Annotated in this window: 20 protein-coding genes and 1 pseudogene; 14 read left to right on the forward strand and 7 right to left on the reverse strand. The window is 39.3% G+C overall.

The genetic code is table 11. From position 1 onward, the window contains the following. The first annotated feature begins 294 nt into the window (after window positions 1-294). The 9 genes from FTV11_RS11615 to FTV11_RS11655 all read left to right on the forward strand — a co-directional run bounded on the left by FTV11_RS11615 (window position 295) and on the right by FTV11_RS11655 (window position 9,682). Window positions 295-678, forward strand: coding sequence for a DUF962 domain-containing protein (locus FTV11_RS11615; protein WP_180049401.1), 384 nt, complete (start codon window positions 295-297; stop codon window positions 676-678). 595 nt (window positions 679-1,273) lie between these two features. Next, window positions 1,274-1,894, forward strand: a complete 621-nt coding sequence (gene thiE / locus FTV11_RS11620) for a thiamine phosphate synthase (protein ID WP_078188828.1) — start codon at window positions 1,274-1,276, stop codon at window positions 1,892-1,894. Between the two features lie 35 nt (window positions 1,895-1,929). Beyond that, window positions 1,930-3,228 carry a glutamate-1-semialdehyde 2,1-aminomutase gene (gene hemL / locus FTV11_RS11625; RefSeq protein ID WP_180007291.1) on the forward strand — a complete coding sequence of 433 codons (1,299 nt, stop codon included), beginning with the start codon at window positions 1,930-1,932 and terminating at the stop codon, window positions 3,226-3,228. A 103-nt stretch (window positions 3,229-3,331) separates the two neighbouring features. Next, window positions 3,332-3,748, forward strand: coding sequence for a heme-binding protein (locus tag FTV11_RS11630; protein WP_180007290.1), 417 nt, complete (start codon window positions 3,332-3,334; stop codon window positions 3,746-3,748). A gap of 499 nt (window positions 3,749-4,247) precedes the next feature. Next, window positions 4,248-4,685: an I78 family peptidase inhibitor gene (locus tag FTV11_RS11635; protein ID WP_180007289.1), complete on the forward strand. Its 438-nt coding sequence runs from the start codon at window positions 4,248-4,250 to the stop codon at window positions 4,683-4,685. Between the two features lie 112 nt (window positions 4,686-4,797). Next, window positions 4,798-5,157, forward strand: a complete 360-nt coding sequence (locus tag FTV11_RS11640) for a hypothetical protein (RefSeq protein WP_180007288.1) — start codon at window positions 4,798-4,800, stop codon at window positions 5,155-5,157. Window positions 5,158-5,453: 296 nt separating this feature from the next. Beyond that, on the forward strand, window positions 5,454-5,723 hold the full coding sequence (locus tag FTV11_RS11645) for a hypothetical protein (protein WP_078193937.1): 270 nt from the start codon (window positions 5,454-5,456) through the stop codon (window positions 5,721-5,723). Window positions 5,724-6,020: 297 nt separating this feature from the next. After that, window positions 6,021-8,660: a bifunctional aconitate hydratase 2/2-methylisocitrate dehydratase gene (locus FTV11_RS11650; protein ID WP_180007287.1), complete on the forward strand. Its 2,640-nt coding sequence runs from the start codon at window positions 6,021-6,023 to the stop codon at window positions 8,658-8,660. 185 nt (window positions 8,661-8,845) lie between these two features. After that, on the forward strand, window positions 8,846-9,682 hold the full coding sequence (locus FTV11_RS11655; protein WP_180063092.1) for a tetratricopeptide repeat protein: 837 nt from the start codon (window positions 8,846-8,848) through the stop codon (window positions 9,680-9,682). A gap of 26 nt (window positions 9,683-9,708) precedes the next feature. Here FTV11_RS11655 and FTV11_RS11660 read toward each other — a convergent pair. From FTV11_RS11660 to FTV11_RS11680, 5 genes and pseudogenes are all read right to left on the reverse strand, one after another. Continuing rightward, window positions 9,709-10,670, reverse strand: a pseudogene (locus FTV11_RS11660) (IS30 family transposase). Between the two features lie 418 nt (window positions 10,671-11,088). Then, entirely contained in the window at window positions 11,089-12,255 is a 1,167-nt protein-coding gene (locus FTV11_RS11665; RefSeq protein ID WP_180007285.1) for a cupin domain-containing protein, read from the reverse strand. A gap of 96 nt (window positions 12,256-12,351) precedes the next feature. Next, complete coding sequence (locus FTV11_RS11670) at window positions 12,352-12,897, reverse strand: hypothetical protein (protein WP_168379856.1); 546 nt, start codon at window positions 12,895-12,897, stop codon at window positions 12,352-12,354. Between the two features lie 106 nt (window positions 12,898-13,003). Next, on the reverse strand, window positions 13,004-13,597 hold the full coding sequence (locus FTV11_RS11675; protein ID WP_168379679.1) for a nucleoside triphosphate pyrophosphatase: 594 nt from the start codon (window positions 13,595-13,597) through the stop codon (window positions 13,004-13,006). Next, the gene (locus tag FTV11_RS11680) at window positions 13,597-13,980 is read right to left on the reverse strand and encodes a DUF2237 family protein (protein ID WP_180004637.1); all 384 of its coding nucleotides are present in this window, start codon (window positions 13,978-13,980) and stop codon (window positions 13,597-13,599) included. Before FTV11_RS11680 ends, FTV11_RS11675 begins: the two co-directional genes overlap by 1 nt. A gap of 140 nt (window positions 13,981-14,120) precedes the next feature. Between FTV11_RS11680 and FTV11_RS11685 the strand changes: the two genes are divergently transcribed. From FTV11_RS11685 to FTV11_RS11700, 4 genes are all read left to right on the forward strand, one after another. After that, window positions 14,121-15,308, forward strand: a complete 1,188-nt coding sequence (locus tag FTV11_RS11685; protein WP_180049405.1) for a phosphoglycerate kinase — start codon at window positions 14,121-14,123, stop codon at window positions 15,306-15,308. Between the two features lie 151 nt (window positions 15,309-15,459). Next, window positions 15,460-15,735 (forward strand): hypothetical protein, encoded by a 276-nt coding sequence (locus FTV11_RS11690; RefSeq protein ID WP_078193510.1) that lies wholly within the window; start codon window positions 15,460-15,462, stop codon window positions 15,733-15,735. A gap of 122 nt (window positions 15,736-15,857) precedes the next feature. Beyond that, the gene (fba, locus tag FTV11_RS11695; protein WP_078188695.1) at window positions 15,858-16,895 is read left to right on the forward strand and encodes a class II fructose-bisphosphate aldolase; all 1,038 of its coding nucleotides are present in this window, start codon (window positions 15,858-15,860) and stop codon (window positions 16,893-16,895) included. 111 nt (window positions 16,896-17,006) lie between these two features. After that, window positions 17,007-17,861 (forward strand): EamA family transporter, encoded by an 855-nt coding sequence (locus FTV11_RS11700; protein WP_168379676.1) that lies wholly within the window; start codon window positions 17,007-17,009, stop codon window positions 17,859-17,861. Between the two features lie 338 nt (window positions 17,862-18,199). On the opposite strand, the gene FTV11_RS11705 is transcribed toward FTV11_RS11700, so the two are convergent. After that, on the reverse strand, window positions 18,200-18,433 hold the full coding sequence (locus FTV11_RS11705) for a hypothetical protein (protein ID WP_078188692.1): 234 nt from the start codon (window positions 18,431-18,433) through the stop codon (window positions 18,200-18,202). A gap of 115 nt (window positions 18,434-18,548) precedes the next feature. Continuing rightward, the gene (gene nfsB, locus FTV11_RS11710; RefSeq protein ID WP_180074036.1) at window positions 18,549-19,202 is read right to left on the reverse strand and encodes an oxygen-insensitive NAD(P)H nitroreductase; all 654 of its coding nucleotides are present in this window, start codon (window positions 19,200-19,202) and stop codon (window positions 18,549-18,551) included. Window positions 19,203-19,454: 252 nt separating this feature from the next. Here nfsB and hpaI point away from each other — a divergent pair, with 252 nt between their 5' ends. Then, complete coding sequence (gene hpaI / locus FTV11_RS11715) at window positions 19,455-20,249, forward strand: 4-hydroxy-2-oxoheptanedioate aldolase (protein WP_168379673.1); 795 nt, start codon at window positions 19,455-19,457, stop codon at window positions 20,247-20,249. Window positions 20,250-20,279 lie beyond the last annotated feature (30 nt).

The following is a 20,279-nucleotide window of genomic DNA, read 5'->3' on the forward strand; positions in this document are numbered from 1 at the left end:
ATGATCTGGCATGAAGCGATCTTTAAATTTTTATAAAAATGAAAAACTAAAATGTGCGTAAATTTTCTATGAGTTAAACGCGTATCGATTGTAGCGAAAAACAGTTGAGAAGTAAGACTTGACGGATTTGAAAACTCTGCTTTTGGACTAAGAAAAGTTTTAAAAGATGGATATTCCATCAATTGTATAATTCACAATGGTTCGACTTTCATGGGATCAAAATAAAATTTTACGCCTTTAACGCGGACGAATTTTAAGCTATGTTGATTAAAATAAGTTCAGGATGAGCACAACATGAATTCACAAGTACAACCCGAGTTTAATCGAGATTTAAAGCCCGAATTTCAGTTGCCTATTCGTGACTACTCGCAATTTTATCGATTTTATTTGACTGAACATCGAAATATCATGAGCCGACGTTTACATGCCACAGGCAGCAGTATAGGACTCTATTTCTTCATGAAAGCAATTTTAAAAAAACAACCAAAGTATTTTGCTTATGGTCTGGTTTCAGGCTATGCCTGTGCATGGGTCGGACATTTTTTCTTTGAAAAAAATAAGCCGGCAAGTTTCAAGCAGCCTTTATACAGCTTTATTTCCGATTGGCGCATGCTGTCTGATATTGTGAAGGGGAACTTAAGCTTAAAAGACCGTAATTTAGATAAGATTGATAGTTAACTATTTATTAATCAAACGTTTAATTTTTATTGATTTTGGTGTAGTTTTTTGAGTAAATGACTTGTAAGTTTAGAGTGATTAGTCTAATAATGTTCATATTGTTTATTCACTGTTTATCTGAAAGATAAATAGACGATAAACCCCAGTTTTCCAAGCCTAGAGTGACCTTCTCTAGGCTTTTTTTATGGCCTTAGAAAAGGTCTATTGTTTGAAAGATTTAACCACAAAAATGTTCACAAAAAAAATAGGCTAGACTTTTTGATGCTCTGAACGCTCCCCAAAACGTTTCTTACCAAGCACCAAAAAGTCTAATAGGTTACTCATTATTATTTTTATAAAGTGTTGTGTTTTTATGCGCTGCGTTTTGTGTTCTTCTGTTGCAGTATTAAATAATTTGTATCAGTTTTGTTCTATACCTGAAAATAGGTATTTTTTGCCATTTTCTACAGAAAATTCAATTAAACATTTATATAAGCAGTCCTGTGAAAAGGAATATAACTTTCTCAGCGGCAAAGCATTAAAATTTTATGCCCCAAGCAACATTTCATAGACCTAATCGTTATAATATTCAAAAGTTTTAAGTTGTGATTGAACTATGCGTGGTTTATACCTCATTACCAATGATGATCCTATCGAATTGCTTTTAGCCAAACTCGAAGGCGCGATGGCAACTTATGAAGTTGCTGTTTTGCAATATCGCCGTAAAAAAGTGGCAAAGGAAGATCAGGCTTATGAAATTGAATACATGAAAAATATGTGTAATCAATACAAAGTGCCTTTTGTTATTAATGACGATTTAGAAACTGCAGTTCAATATGGTGTGGGTGTACATTTAGGGCAAGATGACGGTTCAATTGCTGAAGCTGTAGCACGTTTACCTAAAAATGTTTTGATCGGTCGAAGCTGTAATAATTCTTTAGAACTGGCTGAGCAGGCGATTGCAGACGGTGCAAACTATGTGGCTTTTGGCGCCATTTTTGCGACTGAAACTAAGCCTGAAGCAGGCAATATTGGCTTAGAAACGCTAAAACAAGCCAAAGCGAAACTAAATGTACCTATTTGTGCAATTGGTGGTTTAACTGTAGAAAATTCTGCTGAAGTGATTGAAGCGGGTGCTGATCTTTGTGCTGTGATTAGTGATGTATTAGGTCGTTCAATGTCTGCTGTAAGCAGTCGTGTTTATGAATGGTCTGAGCTTTTTGCTGAACAAGCTTAATTTTATTTTTTAGATTGAATAAGTAGAGAATTTTTATGAGCTTATCTGCTAAGCAAGAACAATTATTTAAACAAGCCAGCAAGCATATTCCTGGCGGCGTAAACTCTCCTGTACGCGCATTTAATGGTGTAGGCGGTACACCGGTATTTATCGAAAAAGCGCAAGGCGCATATCTCTATGACGTAGACGGAAAACGCTATGTCGACTATGTCGGCTCTTGGGGCCCAATGATTTTAGGTCATGCGCAGCCCGACATTATTAAAGCGGTTCAAGAAGCGGCTGTTGATGGTTTAAGTTTTGGTGCGCCAACCGTTCATGAAACGACTTTGGCGGATATTATTTGCGAAATTATGCCGTCTATTGAATTGGTTCGTATGACTAATTCAGGGACTGAAGCGACTATGACAGCCATTCGTCTTGCTCGTGGCTATACCGGCCGTGACAAGATTGTAAAATTTGAAGGTTGCTACCACGGTCACTCAGATTCACTCTTGGTTAAAGCGGGTTCAGGCTTGTTGACAAAGGGTGAGGGTGAAGCAACTTCTGCAGGTGTTCCAGCTGATTTCGCTAAACATACCTTAACACTGCCGTATAACGATATTGCGATGCTTAAAGAATGCTTTGCAAAATTCGGTTCAGAAATTGCAGGTGTAATTGTCGAGCCAGTTGCAGGCAACATGAACTTGGTGAAACCTATAGAGGGTTTCTTGCAAGCAATTCGCGATGTGTGTGATGAGCATGGTTCGGTCTTTATCATTGATGAAGTAATGACAGGTTTCCGTGTCGGTCTTGGCGGTGCGCAAGCACATTATGGCGTAACACCTGATTTAACCACGTTGGGTAAAATTATTGGTGCTGGCCTGCCAGTTGGCGCATTTGGGGGTAAACGCGAAGTGATGGAATGCATTGCACCACTGGGCAAGGTCTATCAAGCAGGTACATTGTCTGGTAACCCATTGGCTATGCGTGCCGGTATTGAGATGTTTAAACATTTGCGTCAGCCGGGCTTCTATGAAACTTTGACTGAAAAATTGGCAGGTTTGCTTGCTGGTTTACAGGCAGCTGCAGACGAAGCGGGCATTCCGTTCTTTACGCAGCAAGTGGGCGGCATGTTCGGTATTTATTTCACTGATCAAACTGAAATCACCGGTTTTGATTCAATTCTGAAATGTGATGTAGATGCTTTCCGTACTTTCTTCCACGGTATGTTACAGCGCGGTGTAAACTTAGCACCTTCAGCATTTGAAGCAGGTTTCTTCTCAAGCGCGCATAGCGATGAAGATATTGCATTTACCATTGAAATGGCGAAAGAAGTTTTTGCCAAAATGAAGTAATTTTCATTTAAATTGGTAAATTCTGCTTTAGAATAAAGCCCGCAGCCTGCTGTGGGCTTTTTTTGTTGTTTTAAGTTCAGTTTTTTAAGAGAAGGATTTTTAAATGAAAACCAAGCATTATTTAACTTTGGCAGATGCAGAATTTTTACTAAACACAGCACATGCTTATGCAGTCGAAAATGGTTTTAATGTCAGCATTGCGGTTACGGATGAGACAGGCAATTTGTTAGCGATGAAACGCATGGATGGTGCATCGCCAATGACAGCAAACCTATGCTTAGAAAAAGCCAAATGTTCTGCGATTAGCCGCCGTCCTTCAAAACTTTTTGAAGACATTATTAAAGGCGGTCAAATGGGCTTTCTGACCATGGATACCTTTTCAGGCATGCTGGAAGGCGGTGAGCCGATTATGTATGAAGGGCAGTTGGTTGGTGCAATGGGCGTGTCTGGCGTAAAGTCTTTTCAGGATGCTGAAATTGCACAGCAGGCGATTCAAGCTTTTTTAGCGCAGCAAAACTAAATATTGTGAGCGTAATAGATACTTCAGTCTTGTCGAAATCATTGGCCTTAATATATTTTGGTTTAGATGTCGATAAATCTCGGTCATAGCATTAAGTCGAAAAAAATCTAAGATTGAGCTGAAATATTAAGCATGTTAGTAACTTATGTATAACTTTGTTGAAGTAAGATTATATCTTACTCAATTAATAGACCTCTTTTATAAGTCATTTTTACGCAGTTCCAAATTATAGATTCCAGCAATTAAATAGAATCTCTATCCTAGTTTGTTACCCCGACAACGTTCAGCAATGGTTTTTAACGGGTTTCATAACCCAATACAGCTTAATCCTTTATTCTTCTTTCATGGATTTCCTAATTATTGAACAATGGATGTGTTGTTGCCCAATTTGGATATCACACCCAATCACAGAAAAAGAGTGCTTGCTAAAAACTGCAATAAACAACTCGTTTATTTACCACAAACTTGATAAGTTAAATTTTTATATTCAGAAATAGACATGATGAAAAATATATGGATTTTAGTTGCACTGACAGCACTTATGGCGGGTTGTAGCACAACACAGCAAACTGAAAATATGCCAGAAAAAATTGGTATAGCAAATCCAGCCAGCCAATATTGTGTAGAGCAAAAAGGTAAACTTGAGATTCGTGATGAAGCAAATGGTCAGGTGGGGTATTGCCATCTGCCAAACGGGCAAGTGGTTGAAGAATGGGCATTATTCCGTAGTAGTCAGACCCAATGTGTACCTGAAAAGGCCAACACTCTGATTGGTCAAGCAAAATTGACAGAAGATCAGATCAAGGCGATTAGCCAAGCTCAAATTGTCCGTCTAGTCAAACCTGGGCAGCCTGTGACAATGGATTATCGTGTAGAGCGCGTAACTGTTACTGTAAATCCAATCAATCAAAAGATTATTCAAGCAACTTGTGGTTAATGCAAACTTATAAAAAAGGCCCGAAAGGGCTTTTTTTGTTTGTTCGGTTGCGACTAATTTAAATGACAAATCCATTACGATCTTTTATATTGCCCCTCGTAAGGAGAAGTTCATGAAAAAGTTATTTGCTTTATCCGTTATGGTGGCTTTGGTCGGCTGTGCTGAAAAAAAACCATTAACCCCTGAAGAGCAGTGGCAGGGTTACTGCCGCAGTGTAGGTAATGCTGCACGTACGATTATGTTAGATCGTCAAAATGCAATTGAAAAAGACAAAGCAGTTGAGCATGCCAACAAAATTGAGGATGAAACCACCAAAGGATTTATCCTGAACATCATTGATGAAGTTTATGCCTTGCCGCAAGCTGAGATTAATACTGATGTTGAAACAGCACGTGAAAAAATTCGTGCTGAGTTTACTGAAAAATGTATCGCAACACCGCATACCGAAATGCCAGATTATAAACCGTTCTAAGGAACGGTTTTTTATGCGAGAAAGCGCGTAAAGCAAAACCTAAAGGCTCTATTCAGCAGTGAGTAGTTACAACAGGGCAACTATCCGTTGTTTAGCCATATGATGGAGTTCATGCTTATTTTGCGAATGCATATTTATCTTCGGGTTACTTTGAATATGAGATGCTTAAAGATTTTAAAATAGCCTAAGCAGAGCGGAATACAAATTGTGACAACTTGCTAAATCATAAATATAGAAAAGCAAATCTTTTTAATGAATAATGAAATGGAGAATAAAAAACAGTAGAGGAGCAGAATATGGACGTTATAGGTTATATGCATCACTCAGATCTACTCCTAGAAGATGAACAAGGCGTAGCAATTATCGGTGGTGGGAACTACGTGCTCAGCATTGGAGATAAAGTCACATTACGCCAAAAAATAGATGAATTTTCTCAACGCTATTTGGTCGATATCAGCTTTGCAAGTAATCAACATCAAACCACATGTCAGGACGAATGGTGCCTCAGATTTACAGGCGATCGAGCGGAACTTCAGCAATATATCACTGCAACCACTGTCCACTAAGGTGGAATATCCAATACTGATAAAAACAGGCAACATTTAGTTGCCTGTTTTTTGATGGTTAATTTTAGTCAAAAGTTAATATGCGCAAGAAAAGCGTGTTCTAAGTATTGATTTTGCTTAATGTATAAACGATATGAGGATCATTTATTTATAAAATAACGGGCATCACGAAGAAACACTTGTAGTGCATTAACTTTTAACTGGAATTTTAGTAAAATTTAGCAGTCCATATTATTTGCGTAGCTTTATTTAAAGCAGGAATGCGTAAATAATTTTTTAAAAAAGAGGAATAACACCGTGCTAGAAGCTTACCGCCAACACGTTGAAGAACGTGCCGCACTCGGAGTCCCACCGAAGCCACTTGACGATGCTCAAACAGCTGCATTAGTTGAATTATTAAAAAACCCACCAGCTGGCGAAGAAGCATTTTTAGTTGATTTACTAGAAAACCGTGTTCCAGCGGGTGTTGACCAAGCTGCATACGTTAAAGCTGCTTTCTTAGCTGCTTTGGCAAAAGGTGAAGCGACTTCTCCACTAGTAACTAAAGAACGTGCGGTTTACCTACTAGGTACTATGCTTGGTGGTTATAACGTTGCTCCTTTAGTTGCACTTCTTGATGATGCAGAGCTTGCTGAATTAGCTGCTGACGCACTTAAGAAAACTCTTCTTGTATTTGATGCGTTCCACGACGTTGCTGATAAAGCAAAAGCGGGCAATGCGAATGCACAAGCAGTTATGCAATCTTGGGCAGATGCTGAATGGTTCACTAGCCGTAAAGACGTTCCTGAAGAAATCAAACTTACAGTTTTCAAAGTAACTGGCGAAACGAACACAGACGACTTGTCACCTGCACAAGACGCGTGGAGCCGTCCAGACATTCCGTTACATGCTAACGCAATGCTTAAAAACGTACGTGACGGTATCAATCCAGAAGTTCCTGGCGAAGTTGGTCCACTTAGCCAAATCAAAGAGCTTATCGCGAAAGGCAACCAAGTTGCTTACGTAGGTGACGTTGTTGGTACTGGTTCTTCTCGTAAGTCAGCAACTAACTCTGTACTTTGGTTCTTTGGTGACGAAATTGCTCACATTCCGAACAAAAAAGACGGTGGTTATTGCTTAGGTTCTAAAATCGCTCCGATTTTCTTCAACACTATGGAAGATGCTGGTGCATTGCCAGTAGAAATCGATGTTCAAAACATGAACATGGGTGACGAAATCACGCTTAAAATCGACCACGCTGCTGCTAAAGTAACGGCGTTCAAAGACGGCGTTCAAATCGCTGAATCTGAACTTAAAACTCCAGTTCTTTTAGATGAAGTACGTGCTGGTGGCCGTATCAACCTTATCGTTGGTCGTGGTTTAACAACTAAAGCTCGTGAAGCTCTTGGTCTTGCACCTTCAACTTTATTCCGTACTCCAGTTCAACCTGCAGCTACTGGTAAAGGCTTCACTCAAGCTCAAAAAATGGTTGGTCGCGCTTGTGGTCTTCCTGAAGGTCAAGGTGTACTTCCAGGTACTTACTGTGAACCTAAGATGACTACTGTTGGTTCTCAAGATACAACAGGTCCAATGACTCGTGACGAACTTAAAGATCTTGCTTGCCTAGGCTTCTCTGCTGACCTAGTTATGCAATCTTTCTGTCATACAGCTGCGTATCCAAAACCAGTTGACGTTCAAATGCAGCACACGCTTCCTGATTTCATTATGAACCGTGGTGGTGTTTCTCTACGTCCAGGTGATGGTATTATCCACTCTTGGTTAAACCGTATGCTTCTTCCAGATACAGTTGGTACTGGTGGTGACTCGCATACTCGTTTCCCAATCGGTATTTCATTCCCAGCGGGTTCTGGTCTTGTAGCGTTTGCTGCTGCAACTGGCGTTATGCCACTAGACATGCCTGAGTCTGTTCTTGTTAAGTTCAAAGGTAAAATGCAACCTGGTATCACTCTACGTGACCTAGTACATGCGATTCCTTACGTTGCGATCCAAGAAGGCGACTTAACTGTAGAGAAAAAAGGTAAGAAGAACATCTTCTCTGGCCGTATCCTTGAGATCGACCTTACAGAAATGGAAACTGACCTTACTGTTGAGCAAGCGTTCGAACTTTCTGACGCTTCTGCTGAACGTTCAGCTGCTGGTTGTTCTATCACGCTTTCTGAAGAGAAAGTTGCTGAATACCTTAAATCAAACATTACTATGTTGAAATGGATGATTTCTGAAGGTTATGGCGATGCTCGTACTATGGCGCGCCGTGTAGAAAACATGGAGAAATGGTTAGCGAACCCAAGCCTAATCAAAGCAGATCCAGATGCTGAATACACTAAAGTGTATGAAATTGACCTTTCTACAATTACTGAACCAGTTCTTTGCTGCCCGAACGACCCAGATGACGCTAAATTGCTTTCTGACGTTGCTGGTACAAAAATTGACGAAGTATTCGTTGGTTCATGTATGACTAACATTGGTCACTTCCGTGCGGCTGGTAAACTTCTAGACAAAGTTCCTGGTGGTTCTTTATCTACTCGTCTATGGTTGGCTCCTCCAACTCGTATGGACGAACGTCAATTGATGGAAGAAGGTTTCTACAACATCTATGGTAAAGCTGGCGCTCGTACAGAAATGCCAGGTTGTTCATTATGTATGGGTAACCAAGCACGTGTAGCTCCGAACACTACTTGTGTATCGACTTCTACTCGTAACTTCCCGAACCGTCTAGGTCAAGGTGCGAACGTTTACTTAGCTTCTGCTGAGCTTGCTTCTGTTGCTGCTGTACTTGGTAAATTACCAACTCCAGCTGAGTACCAAGAATACGCAGCTCAAATTGATAGCATGTCTGCTGACATCTACCAATACTTAAGCTTCGACAAAATGAGCGACTATACTGACGCTTCTAAAGATGTTGATACTAAGAAAATTGCTGCTGCTCAATTGTCTTAATTGATTAAGTAGTTGAAAATAAGGGCTGATTTATCAGCCCTTATTTTATTATTAAAAGTATATTGCGAATTTTATACGTGTTTAAATTTGATTAATTAGAATATTGTAAGTTTAATCTGTTATTAGGTTTAAACGACTTTTATAAAATATTAAGAAATAAGTGATATTGAATTCACGGATTAGTTATGAACTTTAGATTATATTTTTTACCTTTAGTTATAGTATTTTTTTTAAGCTCTTGTTCATCAAGCTCATCTGAACCATTAATTTTATCCGAACAGCAAGAAAAAAATATTTTGAATGAGTATAAAGGTCTGCTTGAAAAGAAAAAGTATGAAAAAGCATATAAAAAATTATTAACTTTAGAAAACGTAAATAATATTAGTAGTTATGCTAAAAATGAGCTTGGGAATTTTTATGAGAATGGAATTTATGTCGATAAAAATTTAGATTCTGCATTAAAATATTATGCTGAAGCTGGAAATGAAAATTATATTCCAGCTATTTATAATGTAGGAAGAGTTCGATTAGAGCAAGGATATTATACAGAAGCAGCATCAATTTTTAAGGAGATTGAAAATGATAATTTCGCGCCAGCCTTTAATTTAATAGGTGTGATGTATAATTATGGCTATGGTTATGATGTAGATTTAGAAAAGGCACTGAAATATTATAAGAAGGCTGCTTTGCTAGGTAATCCAGATGCGCAGTTTAATATTGGGCAAATGTATTTTGAAGGAATAGGGGTTAATAAGGATTTTAAGGAGGCTTTCAAGTGGTACACTTTATCGGCAAATCAAAATTATTCTCTAGCGGAGATCCAATTAGCAACATTATATTTTAAAGGGTATGGTGTGGGAGCTAATATTAATACAGCTATTGAAATAATAAAACCATTAGCAATAAATGGGAACCCTGATGCTATTTACAACTTAAGACTTTATTATAAAAAACTAAATAATTCAAAAGATTATGAATACTGGGATAAAGTATGTAAAAAAAACCATGATTGTGATATTTGACTTTAAATTTTTTTAAAATGGCGGATTCAAGCAGCAAGTGCAACAGTATAAAAACCAGCCATAACTTCACTCGGTGTATACCAACCTAGTGTTTTTCTAGGACGATGGTTGAGTGCAAATTCTATCTGCTCTATTTGTTCGTTTGACACGTCATCAAACGATGATGATTTTGGCAGATATTGACGGATTAAACCATTCGTATTTTCATTTCTAGCTCGCTGAATAGACTTGTAAGGGTCAGCGAAATACGCCTCTATGCCGGTATCAGTAATTCTTTTGTGTTCGGAAAATTCTTTGCCATTATCAAATGTCACGCTATAAGCATGGCTCATTCGTAAACGATCTAATGCATAAGTAATCGTTTGAGGGGATGCTCTCGTTGGCCCTAAATGAACAATATGTACGTACAGGCTCTTTCGATCAACGAGAGTTAATAAAGCACCTTTATGATGCTTACCAATCACCGTGTCACCTTCGAAATCTCCTAAACGTTGTCGTTATCAATGACCTCATCTCGGCAATGAATACTTGTTTTATCAATGATTTGACCCCTACGATCCGTGTTTTTGTAACCTCGTTTTCGATATTTCTTCTGATGCCTTAAGTGTAGATGGAGTTTACCGCCTTTTGATTTATCTTGATAAATGTACTGGTAAATCCATTCATGTGAAGGTGCATCCAGCCAACTGCGTTGTGTTAAAGCACCTGAAATTTGTTCTGGTGACCAGTCCAAGCCAATCAAATAATCAATATACGCGAAGGCAAATGCTGTCATTGATGATGAAGGACGGTACCGTCTTTGACTTGCAAATTTAGCTGCCTGTTGAGCCCTATATCCACGTTGCCCAGTATTTCTTTTTAATTCACGGTAGATGGTTGATCGTGAACGCCCTAGCTCCCGAGCAAGGGTAGTGATTGAACTTTTACTTTTCAAAGTAGCATAAATTTTGTATCTTTCATCTTGAGAAAGTTGGGTGTATTTCTTCATTGTGTGCTTTCCAATTGCGAGTTGAAAAAGTCTAATGATTCTATGAATACATCTAACTTTTTCAACTAACTACAAATGTGTCGCACTTGGGATTTGAATCTGCGATGAATAATGACTTAAACTTTGAAAATATGTGCCTTTTTTCTTGTCACCATAGCTTCGCTTTTGTTTTTAGGCTTTTATATTTGAATTCCGATGGTATCTACGATCACCACATTCTAGTCTATGTCTTCACCTTAAATACAGCGTGATGCGCTATCTTTGGTTTATTGGATTGGTGTTATTGATTGTATGGGTTTATCGCGTCATCGTGGAGAAAAAAGCCGATCAAGTCGAAGATTTTTTAAATCGTAGAAAGCGAAAATAATGCTATTCAGTAGCATAAAAAGGGAGCGTGACGCTCCCTTTTTTATTGATTTTATTCAGCTTCTGTTGGGACGAGCATGAGTACAGATTCATTTAATAGCATGGCAATATCTTCTAAAATATCAGCATCATATAAAGATTCGTCTAGCGCTAGACTTTGACCATCGGCAATGGTTTTTAAATGCAATGCAAATTCGTCTGAGATACAGATTCCTTCACCATTTGCCCAAAACAAAATATCACCATCTTGCTCTGTGTAAAGTAAGCGTGAAGCAGGTTCTAACATGAGTTGATAGCCTTGATCTAGAGCTTCCTCTAAATCATCAGTGCCGATTTCTTCTGCTTCAGGAATATTGTCAGGATATTTAGGTTCTGACATTAAGCTCATGATTGCATCTTCAAGTACGGTTGAATTTTGCAATTGTTCAAATAACTTTTCTTTTAAATACTCAAGTTCATTTTCAGTCACTTGGCCAATCGCACTGATTTGGTCACGTAAAATGTCAGTTAATGGATTTTTAAGTAGAGGATTGTCTGTGAATTTGTCTGTCACTCGATCCATCATTTCAGTGACATTTGGCATGCGGAAGCCAAATGAATACGTCAGACATTCATCTTCAGCTACGCCATAGTGTGATAGGCCTGGTGGTACATAAAGTAAGTCGCCGGGAGCAAGCACTTCATCAAAATGAACGTCCATTTCTGGCAGTAAGCGAAGCGGTTGACCTTCGACAAATGAAGTATCGGCATCACACATCTGACCTAATTGCCAACGGCGGTGACCATAGCCTTGTACGAGGAATACATCATAAAAATCAAAATGTTGCCCGACAGAGCCACCTTTTTGTGCATATGACACCATGATGTCATCACGACGCCATTGCGGAATAAATGAAAACTGCTTCCAAAGCTCTGCTAGGTCAAAAGAATAATGATCGACAGCTTGAACCAATAAAGTCCACAGTTTCGGCATTTTTTGAAAATCGGCTTTAAGTAGTGGAGAAGATTTCACTGTCCATTGGTTAGGATCACGATCTTTTTGTTTGATGAGACGTGCAGTGACATTGTCTTCTAAAGCCAATTCAAGAACGTCTTTCGGTTCAAGTATTTGGGCAATTTCAGGGAGTGCATTACGAACCAATAATGGTTTTTTTTGCCAATATTCGGCAAGGAATTGTTCAGCGCTTATGCCGCCGAGGATGTCAAGAGAATGAGCCATAGCTAAATACATACAATTTTAATGGATATATTGTCCCTTGAGATTCCTGTTTTTAGCAAGGCTCTATTTCATTAAATTATTTCGATTAGCTTGAGACTATTTTAAAGGATTGTCTTTGAGATATTGCATGACTAATTTTTCAACTTCCAAATCATAGCTATTGGCAGCAGCCGTTGTCGCTGAAAATTTCATGAATTGCTCAAAATGTGCATTGGTGTCAATTTTAGTATTTTCTTTGTCAGACATTAATTTGAAATGATTCGGCATGACTTTTGCCATCATTTCAACATTTTCGGTTTGTAGTTTTAGAAGTTTTTTCACTTCAACTGTTTGTGGTTGAATGCTTTCAAATTTTTGTTTGCCTAGAGCAACCAGTTTATTGATTTGTTGTTCTGGCGTGCTACTACCACCGGTTTTGGTTTTAGTCCCTAGCTGTTGAATGATTTGCTCCTGCATTGCAGCGCCTTGTTGTTCTAATTCAGCAAAGATAAATTTATATTGAACCCATTCATTGACTAAGTTTTTATTGTATTGCTGAGAGTTGGTCACAGTTTGATTCACTGTATTGGTATGACCGTTTGTCGAACAAAATAGAAGGCTAATGCTAATGAGGCTAGATGAAATTAAATTAAACGTTTTCATGTTTTCAGTTCTTGGTTGTAATAAATAAGTAAGTGACTTTTTAATCATTAGCCCATAAAGAGCTAATGATGTGTTTATTATGCTGTAACAGATAATAATTTTAAAATTATGGGACTAAAATCTTAAGCTCACGCAAAATATTGCAGAGTTTAATCATCGGCATACCCATGAGTGTGGTTTGGTCTTGCCCGATCATTTCTTCAAATAAGCTAATCCCTAAACTTTCACACTTAAAACTGCCAGCGCAGTGTAGCGGCTGTTCAACCTGAACATAACGTTCAATTTCAGGCAAGCTAAGTTTGCGAAACTTCACTTTATAGTGCTCGACAAGGGTTTGTTCAAAACCTATCGATTTTTGTTGGACACTGAGTGCAGTACTGAAATAAACGATTTTGTCTGAATTGGCTTGAAGCTGCTTAACGGCTTTTTCATCGCAAAGCGGTTTACCAATAAAAATATCTGGTGCGCCTTCGCGCCATGCGACTTGGTCAGAACCAATCACAATTGCGTCTGGGTGTTGGTTTGCAATCGCAGAAGCTTTTTCAAATGCCAGTCGCTTTGCTAACTCATCGGCGTGGTTCTCACCGCGAGGTGTTTCGTCTATATCTGGTACGATTGAGTGGTAATCAATCCGTAAACGGTCCATCAGGTCTTTACGGGTTTGGCTGCTAGAAGCCAAAATGATTTTGGGAGTACTCATTACACTGCATATTCCATAAGTACATCAAGCGGTACATAAGACAGCGCCGCTTGGTGACACGCTTGTATTTTAATAGGTGGGGCAAATCCTTCTTGATACGCTTCCACCCAGCGAGTCACACAGATACACCAGAAGTCACCAGGTTGTAGTCCTGGAAAACCAACTTCGGGTAAGGGTGTGATTAGGTCATTGCCAACTTTTTGGGAAAAGTTTAAAAATTCAGATGTCATTTGTGCACACATCGTATGCTGACCAAGGTCTATTGTTGCTGTATGGCAAAAGCCATTTCTAAAATATCCGGTAATCGGATCAAAACAACAGCTTGCCAAGGGTTCGCCTAAAACATTTAAACGATTAATATTTGGGTCTGGATGAATCGACATAAGCGCTGAATCTTTATAAGGCTTTTCGCTATCATAACAAAACTTTGGCTCTACATAGCTTTTCTGCAAAAGAAGCTAACGTTTTTCTGCATAATCATTTAAAATCGTCGCGTTTTGATATCAATAAAAGAGAGTAATGCATGAACTTTCAGCGTATGACTGACCTAGATTTGGCGGGTAAACGTGTTCTGATCCGTGAAGATCTTAACGTACCAGTTAAAAATGGCGTGATTACAAGCGATGCACGTTTACGTGCGGCGTTGCCAACAATTAAAGCAGCTGTAGAAAAAGGTGCTGCTGTAATGGTGTATTCACACTTAGGTCGTCCTGTTGAAGGTGAGCCTAAAGCAGAACAGTCTCTAGCACCTGTAGCCGCTTATTTAACAGAAGCTTTGGGTCAAGACGTTCAACTGATCACTGACTATTTGGACGGTGTTGACGTTGCGCCAGGTCAAGTGGTTTTACTTGAAAACTGCCGTTTCAACGTAGGTGAAAAGAAAAACAATCCTGAATTATCAGCTAAATATGCAGCACTTTGTGATGTTTACGTTATGGATGCATTTGGTACGGCTCACCGTGCAGAAGCATCGACTGAAGGCGTAGCACGTTGTGCAAAAGTCGCTGCTGCAGGTCCTTTACTTGCTGCTGAGCTTGATGCGCTAGGTCGTGCACTTAAAACTCCTGCAAAACCAATGGTTGCGATTGTTGCAGGCTCAAAAGTTTCGACTAAATTAGATGTGTTAACTTCACTATCTGACATCTGTGATCAATTGATCGTGGGTGGTGGTATTGCTAATACATTCTTAGCTGCTGCAGGCTTCAATGTTGGTAAATCACTTTGTGAAAATGACTTGATCGATACAGCAAAAGCGATTGCTGCAAAAGTATCTGTACCACTTCCAACAGATGTGGTTGTTGCTGATGCTGCTGAAATTGATTTTGCTGACTTCCTTGGTTCATTAGCTGCTGCAAAAGCTGTCGTGAAAAAAGTTGAAGATGTAACAGACAACGACATGATTTTGGATGTAGGCCCTGAAACTGCAAAAGCATTTGCTGAGATTTTGAAAACGTCAAAAACTATTCTATGGAATGGTCCAGTAGGTGTGTTTGAAGTTGATCAATTCGGCGAAGGCACCAAAGCATTGTCTTTAGCGATTGCAGAATCTGAAGGCTTCTCGATCGCGGGTGGTGGTGACACGCTTGCTGCAATTGATAAATATGAAGTTGCAGACAATATTGGTTACATCTCGACTGGTGGTGGTGCTTTCCTTGAATTCGTTGAAGGTAAAACTCTTCCTGCTGTAGCAGCGCTTATCGAACGTGCTTAATGAAGCATTATCAATAAGATAATACAGTATTAAAAAAGGTTGGCTTCGGTCAGCCTTTTTTTATGGTCTATTCATTTTGCCGTCATCAAAGTGCAATATTTCTGCAATAAAATTCATCGCAACACCTAATTCGCAGTAGTAGGAAACAACGATGAACTTAAAACTTGCACTTGCTGTACTTTTAATCGCACCATTAACTTTGACAGCTTGTGCTAAAAAAGAGTCTGCACCAACGGAATCAGAAGCATCTGCTGTTGCCGTAGATAATGCTCAAACAACGCCAGAACAACAAAAAGCCATTGATGAACTTGATAAGCCAGTATTGGATGAAAAGAACCAAGATGTTCCTGCTGAAATTGCAAATGCACCTGCAGACGAAGCAACAGCTGACGCTGAAACAGCCGCTTCAGCAGCAGCAGCTCACTAAGATTGTTGTCTTTATTTAAAAAGTCCCTGCAAATGCAGGGATTTTTTTTTAAATAGTGTTATTTGTTGCTGAATTGAAATGATTGAGCATGTAGAATATGCGGCATTACCTGGGAGGATATTATGGCTCTTATTTCATTGCGCCAGCTCTTGGATCACGCCGGCGAACATGCTTACGGCGTACCAGCATTCAACGTAAACAACTTAGAACAAATGCGTGCAATTATGCTTGCAGCAGATGCAACAAATTCACCTGTAATCGTACAAGCATCTGCAGGTGCACGTAAGTATGCAGGCGCTCCGTTCTTGCGTCATTTGATTTTGGCAGCAATCGAAGAATGGCCACATATTCCTGTGGTTATGCACCAAGACCATGGTACTAGCCCTGATGTATGTCAACGTTCTATTCAACTTGGCTTCTCATCAGTGATGATGGACGGTTCATTAGGTGAAGACGGTAAAACACCAACTTCATACGAATACAACGTAGACGTGACTCGTCGTACTGTTCAAATGGCACATGCGTGTGGCGTTTCAGTAGAAGGCGAAATCGGTTGTTTAGGTAGCCTTGAAACTGGTATGGCTGGTGAAGAAGATGGTGTAGGCGCTGAAGGCGTACTTGACCATTCTCAGCTTTTAACTTCAGTTGAAGAAGCGCGTTCATTTGTAGCAGATACCAATGTTGACGCACTTGCAATTGCAGTGGGTACTTCACACGGTGCGTACAAATTTACTCGTCCACCTACAGGTGACATCTTAGCGATTGACCGTATTAAAGAAATTCACGCTGCGTTACCAAATACGCATCTTGTAATGCACGGTTCAAGCTCTGTGCCACAAGAATGGTTGGCTGTAATTAATGAATTCGGTGGTAACATCGGCGAAACTTACGGTGTTCCAGTAGAGCAACTTGTAGACGCAATCAAACACGGTGTTCGTAAAATTAACATCGATACTGACTTACGTCTTGCATCTACAGGTGCTATGCGCCGTATGATGGCTGAGAAACCAGCTGAATTTGACCCACGTAAATTCTTCTCTGCAACTGTTGATGCAATGAAACAAATTTGTATCGATCGTTATGAAGCATTTGGTACAGCGGGTAATGCTGACAAGATTCGTCCAATTTCTTTAGAGAAAATGGTGAGTCACTATAAATAATTTGTCTTGAGATAGATTATTTTTGAAGAAAAGCCCACAATTAAGTGGGCTTTTCTTTGATTTGAACTTAGAAAAATTGCTTTAAATACAACTCAAGAATAAGAGCGTGTCATGGAATTGATCTTTGCTGCCGCGATTTGCAGTGTTCTCGTTTCAGTAATTCTAAAACTCTGTCGTGATCGGGGTTTTAACCCTGCACAAATGATCACATGGAATTATGCATCTGCGAGTATTTTATGTTTTCTATGGTTTAAGCCGGATCTAGCTCATATATCGATCAATAAAACACCGTGGGTTTTAATTGCGGCTTTGGGTGTATTACTGCCGACGATTTTTTATTGCTTAGCACGTTCACTGCAAACTGCGGGTATTTTAAAGACGGAATTGGCTCAGCGTTTATCTGTTGTGCTTTCTCTTAGCGCAGCATATTTTATTTTCAGTGAATATTTTAATGCCATTAAGCTCATTGGTATTGCACTTGGTGTACTAGCGGTGTTGCTGATTTTATTTTCACAGCGTAAGGGAAGCATTGATGGAAAGCAGGGGATTTTATTTTTATTGAGCGTTTGGGCAGGCTATGCACTGATTGATGTGTTATTAAAATTTGCTTCAGGTTTGGGCATGCAGTTTGCAGTGACTTTAAATCTGGTGTTTATTTGTGCATTTATACTTTCGAGTATTTATAACATCGTACAACACGGCAGTTTGGGGCAGACCAAAAATATCCTCGCTGGATTGGGCTTAGGTCTCTTAAACTTTGCTAATATCGCACTGTATGTGAAAGCCCACATGTTGCTTAAAGACACACCTGCAATCGTGTTTGCTGGAATGAATATTTTGGTCGTGGTTTTAGGTGTGGTTGCGGGCCTCATCATCTTTAAAGAAAAATTGAGAGTCGCAACCGTATTTGGTTTGATTGCAGGGATCATGAGTGTGGTTTGCTTAGCATATGCCATGTCTGTCTAAGATAATTTTTAGCAAAAACGATCGGGTGTTGTAGCAAATCATCCCACTCAGCCACGCCCATGAGCAGTCCTTGATCTCGACAGGTTGGACACTCAGGGCAGTGATGATCAGTATATTGATAAGTATGCAGATACATTTGATGGCAATGACCGCATTCAAACTTCATCGGCATTTGTAGTAAATATGACATGTCCCACCTCTGCTTGATTTGTTGTTCTGATTCAAATTATTCAGCAAAGTTCAGACCAATTTATAAATATTATATTTTCACATTGTTGCTAAATATGTCGTTATTAAAAAAGCCCTCGATTTGAGGGCTTTTAGTTTTAGATGCTTAGTTAACGTGTGAGTTGTTGAAAACGTTGTAAGGTGTTTTCAAAATAACATTTACCCACTGCAACGGGGTGTTTTAGGAAATCTTGAGTTTCAATCGTGCCTTGTAACTGACCCGGTTGTTTACAGTTTGGGCAGTTTGGATAGCTATGGAGCATATCGCCCGCATATTTTTGTAAATAAACCGTATTGCACGCTTCGCAATGAAATTTCATGGGTAATTTTATAGCTGTAGGCATAGGGAGAGACCTGAGTATATTTTGAGCAGAATATACTCGATAATTGTTTAAATAATAAGTCCCGAAATGACAAAAAAGAGGCAAAATTGCCCCTTTCGTCGGTTTTATGGAAAGCTTAAAGATGTGTAAAAATTTCTTCAGCATTTAGACGTGATTTAGGTAATTTCGCATTGAAATCATTTTCACTGCGATAGCCTAAAGTCATCAGTACAGAAGGAATCAAGTTTTGTTCAACTAAGCCCAATTCTTCAGAGATGATCGCTTCGTCAAATCCACCAATCGGAGTTGCATCCACACCTTCAATGCCTGCTGCCAAAAGCATTTGACCTAAAGCAATAAATATTTGGTTTTCAGCCCAACGTTGAATATCACCTTTTACATTACGATAATAATCGACATAACCTGTACGGCTGTCTTTTTGACCTTGTTTGGCTTTGTCATCTTTAAAGCGACCACTACGATCATCCTGATTTAAAAGATTATCTAAATGCTCTGCAGTGATGTCTGCTTTAGTACAGAATAAAATCGTATGTGATGAATCTAAAACTTTTGGGGCATTGTAGGCATATTTTCCTACTAAGGCTTTAGCAATGCGTTGTTTGGCTGCATCATTATCTGCAATAAAAAAATGCCAAGGCTGAATATTAATAGAAGATGGTGCTAAACGGAGTATTTGTAATAAACGCTCAAATTGTTCCTGTGGAATTTTTTTAGCAGGATCATAAGCTTTTGTGGTATAGCGTTGTTTTGATACGTTTAACAGATCCATCGAATATCTCCAGATATAGTTTGCTGTAGTTTAGCGGATAAACGGCCGAATGGTCTAAGGAGAAAATTTTCCAAGGATAGATCTTAGTCGTATATGCTGTACTCAATGGCTAAAAATTAACAGATTTAAGCTGTATGAAGTGCGAATTAGAGTTATATAAAATCATAAGATAGATAAATGCTATTGGTAGTTTTTGCCAAAAGGCGTTTAATTAATTGTAGTTAATCATAGTTTAAGCATGAGACAGCAGCGATGGATTACACCAATCATTTCAAGAAAAAATTAAAAACCGAACAGCAGATTGGTTTATGGGTCGGATTAGCCGATGCTTATGGGACTGAAATAGCTGCAAATGCAGGTTATGACTGGTTGCTAATTGATGGCGAGCATGCACCAAGTGACTTACGGACGACATTGTCGCAATTGCAAAGTATTGCAGCATATCCTTCGCAAGCCGTAGTTCGACCTCCAATTGGTAGTGTGCAACTGATTAAACAATTGTTGGATATCGGTGCGCAAACCTTGCTGATTCCTATGGTTGAAACTGTTGAACAAGCTCAACTTATGGTTAAGGCAGTACGTTATCCACCTGAAGGTATTCGTGGAGTAGGTGCAGCATTAGCACGTGCAACACGTTGGAACAGTATTCCTGACTACTATGCAACTGCACATGAAAATATCTGTTTACTGATTCAGATTGAGTCGGTTGAGGGGATTAAAAACTTAGATGAAATACTGAAAATTGATGGCATCGATGGGGTATTTATTGGTGCGGTGGATTTGTCGGCGACGATGGGTTATCAGGGGAATTCGAACCATCCTGAAGTACAAAAAACCGTGATTGATGCAATTCAGCGTATACGTAAGGCGGGTAAAGCAGCAGGTATTTTGTCGACACAGCATGATGTGACTCAGAAGTATATCGAGTTAGGCACAGAATTTGTTGCCGTGGGTGTCGACACCAGTGTGCTCATGAATTCGTTACGTGAGCTTTTATCGAAGTATAAAACAGATACCCAAGTGATGAAAACAGAAGGTGGTTACTAAGCGGTACAGCCTTAAGCAATTGGTAACCGT

This window comes from Acinetobacter sp. YH12231, assembly GCF_013417755.1.
GTDB classification, from domain to species: Bacteria; Pseudomonadota; Gammaproteobacteria; order Pseudomonadales; family Moraxellaceae; genus Acinetobacter; species Acinetobacter amyesii.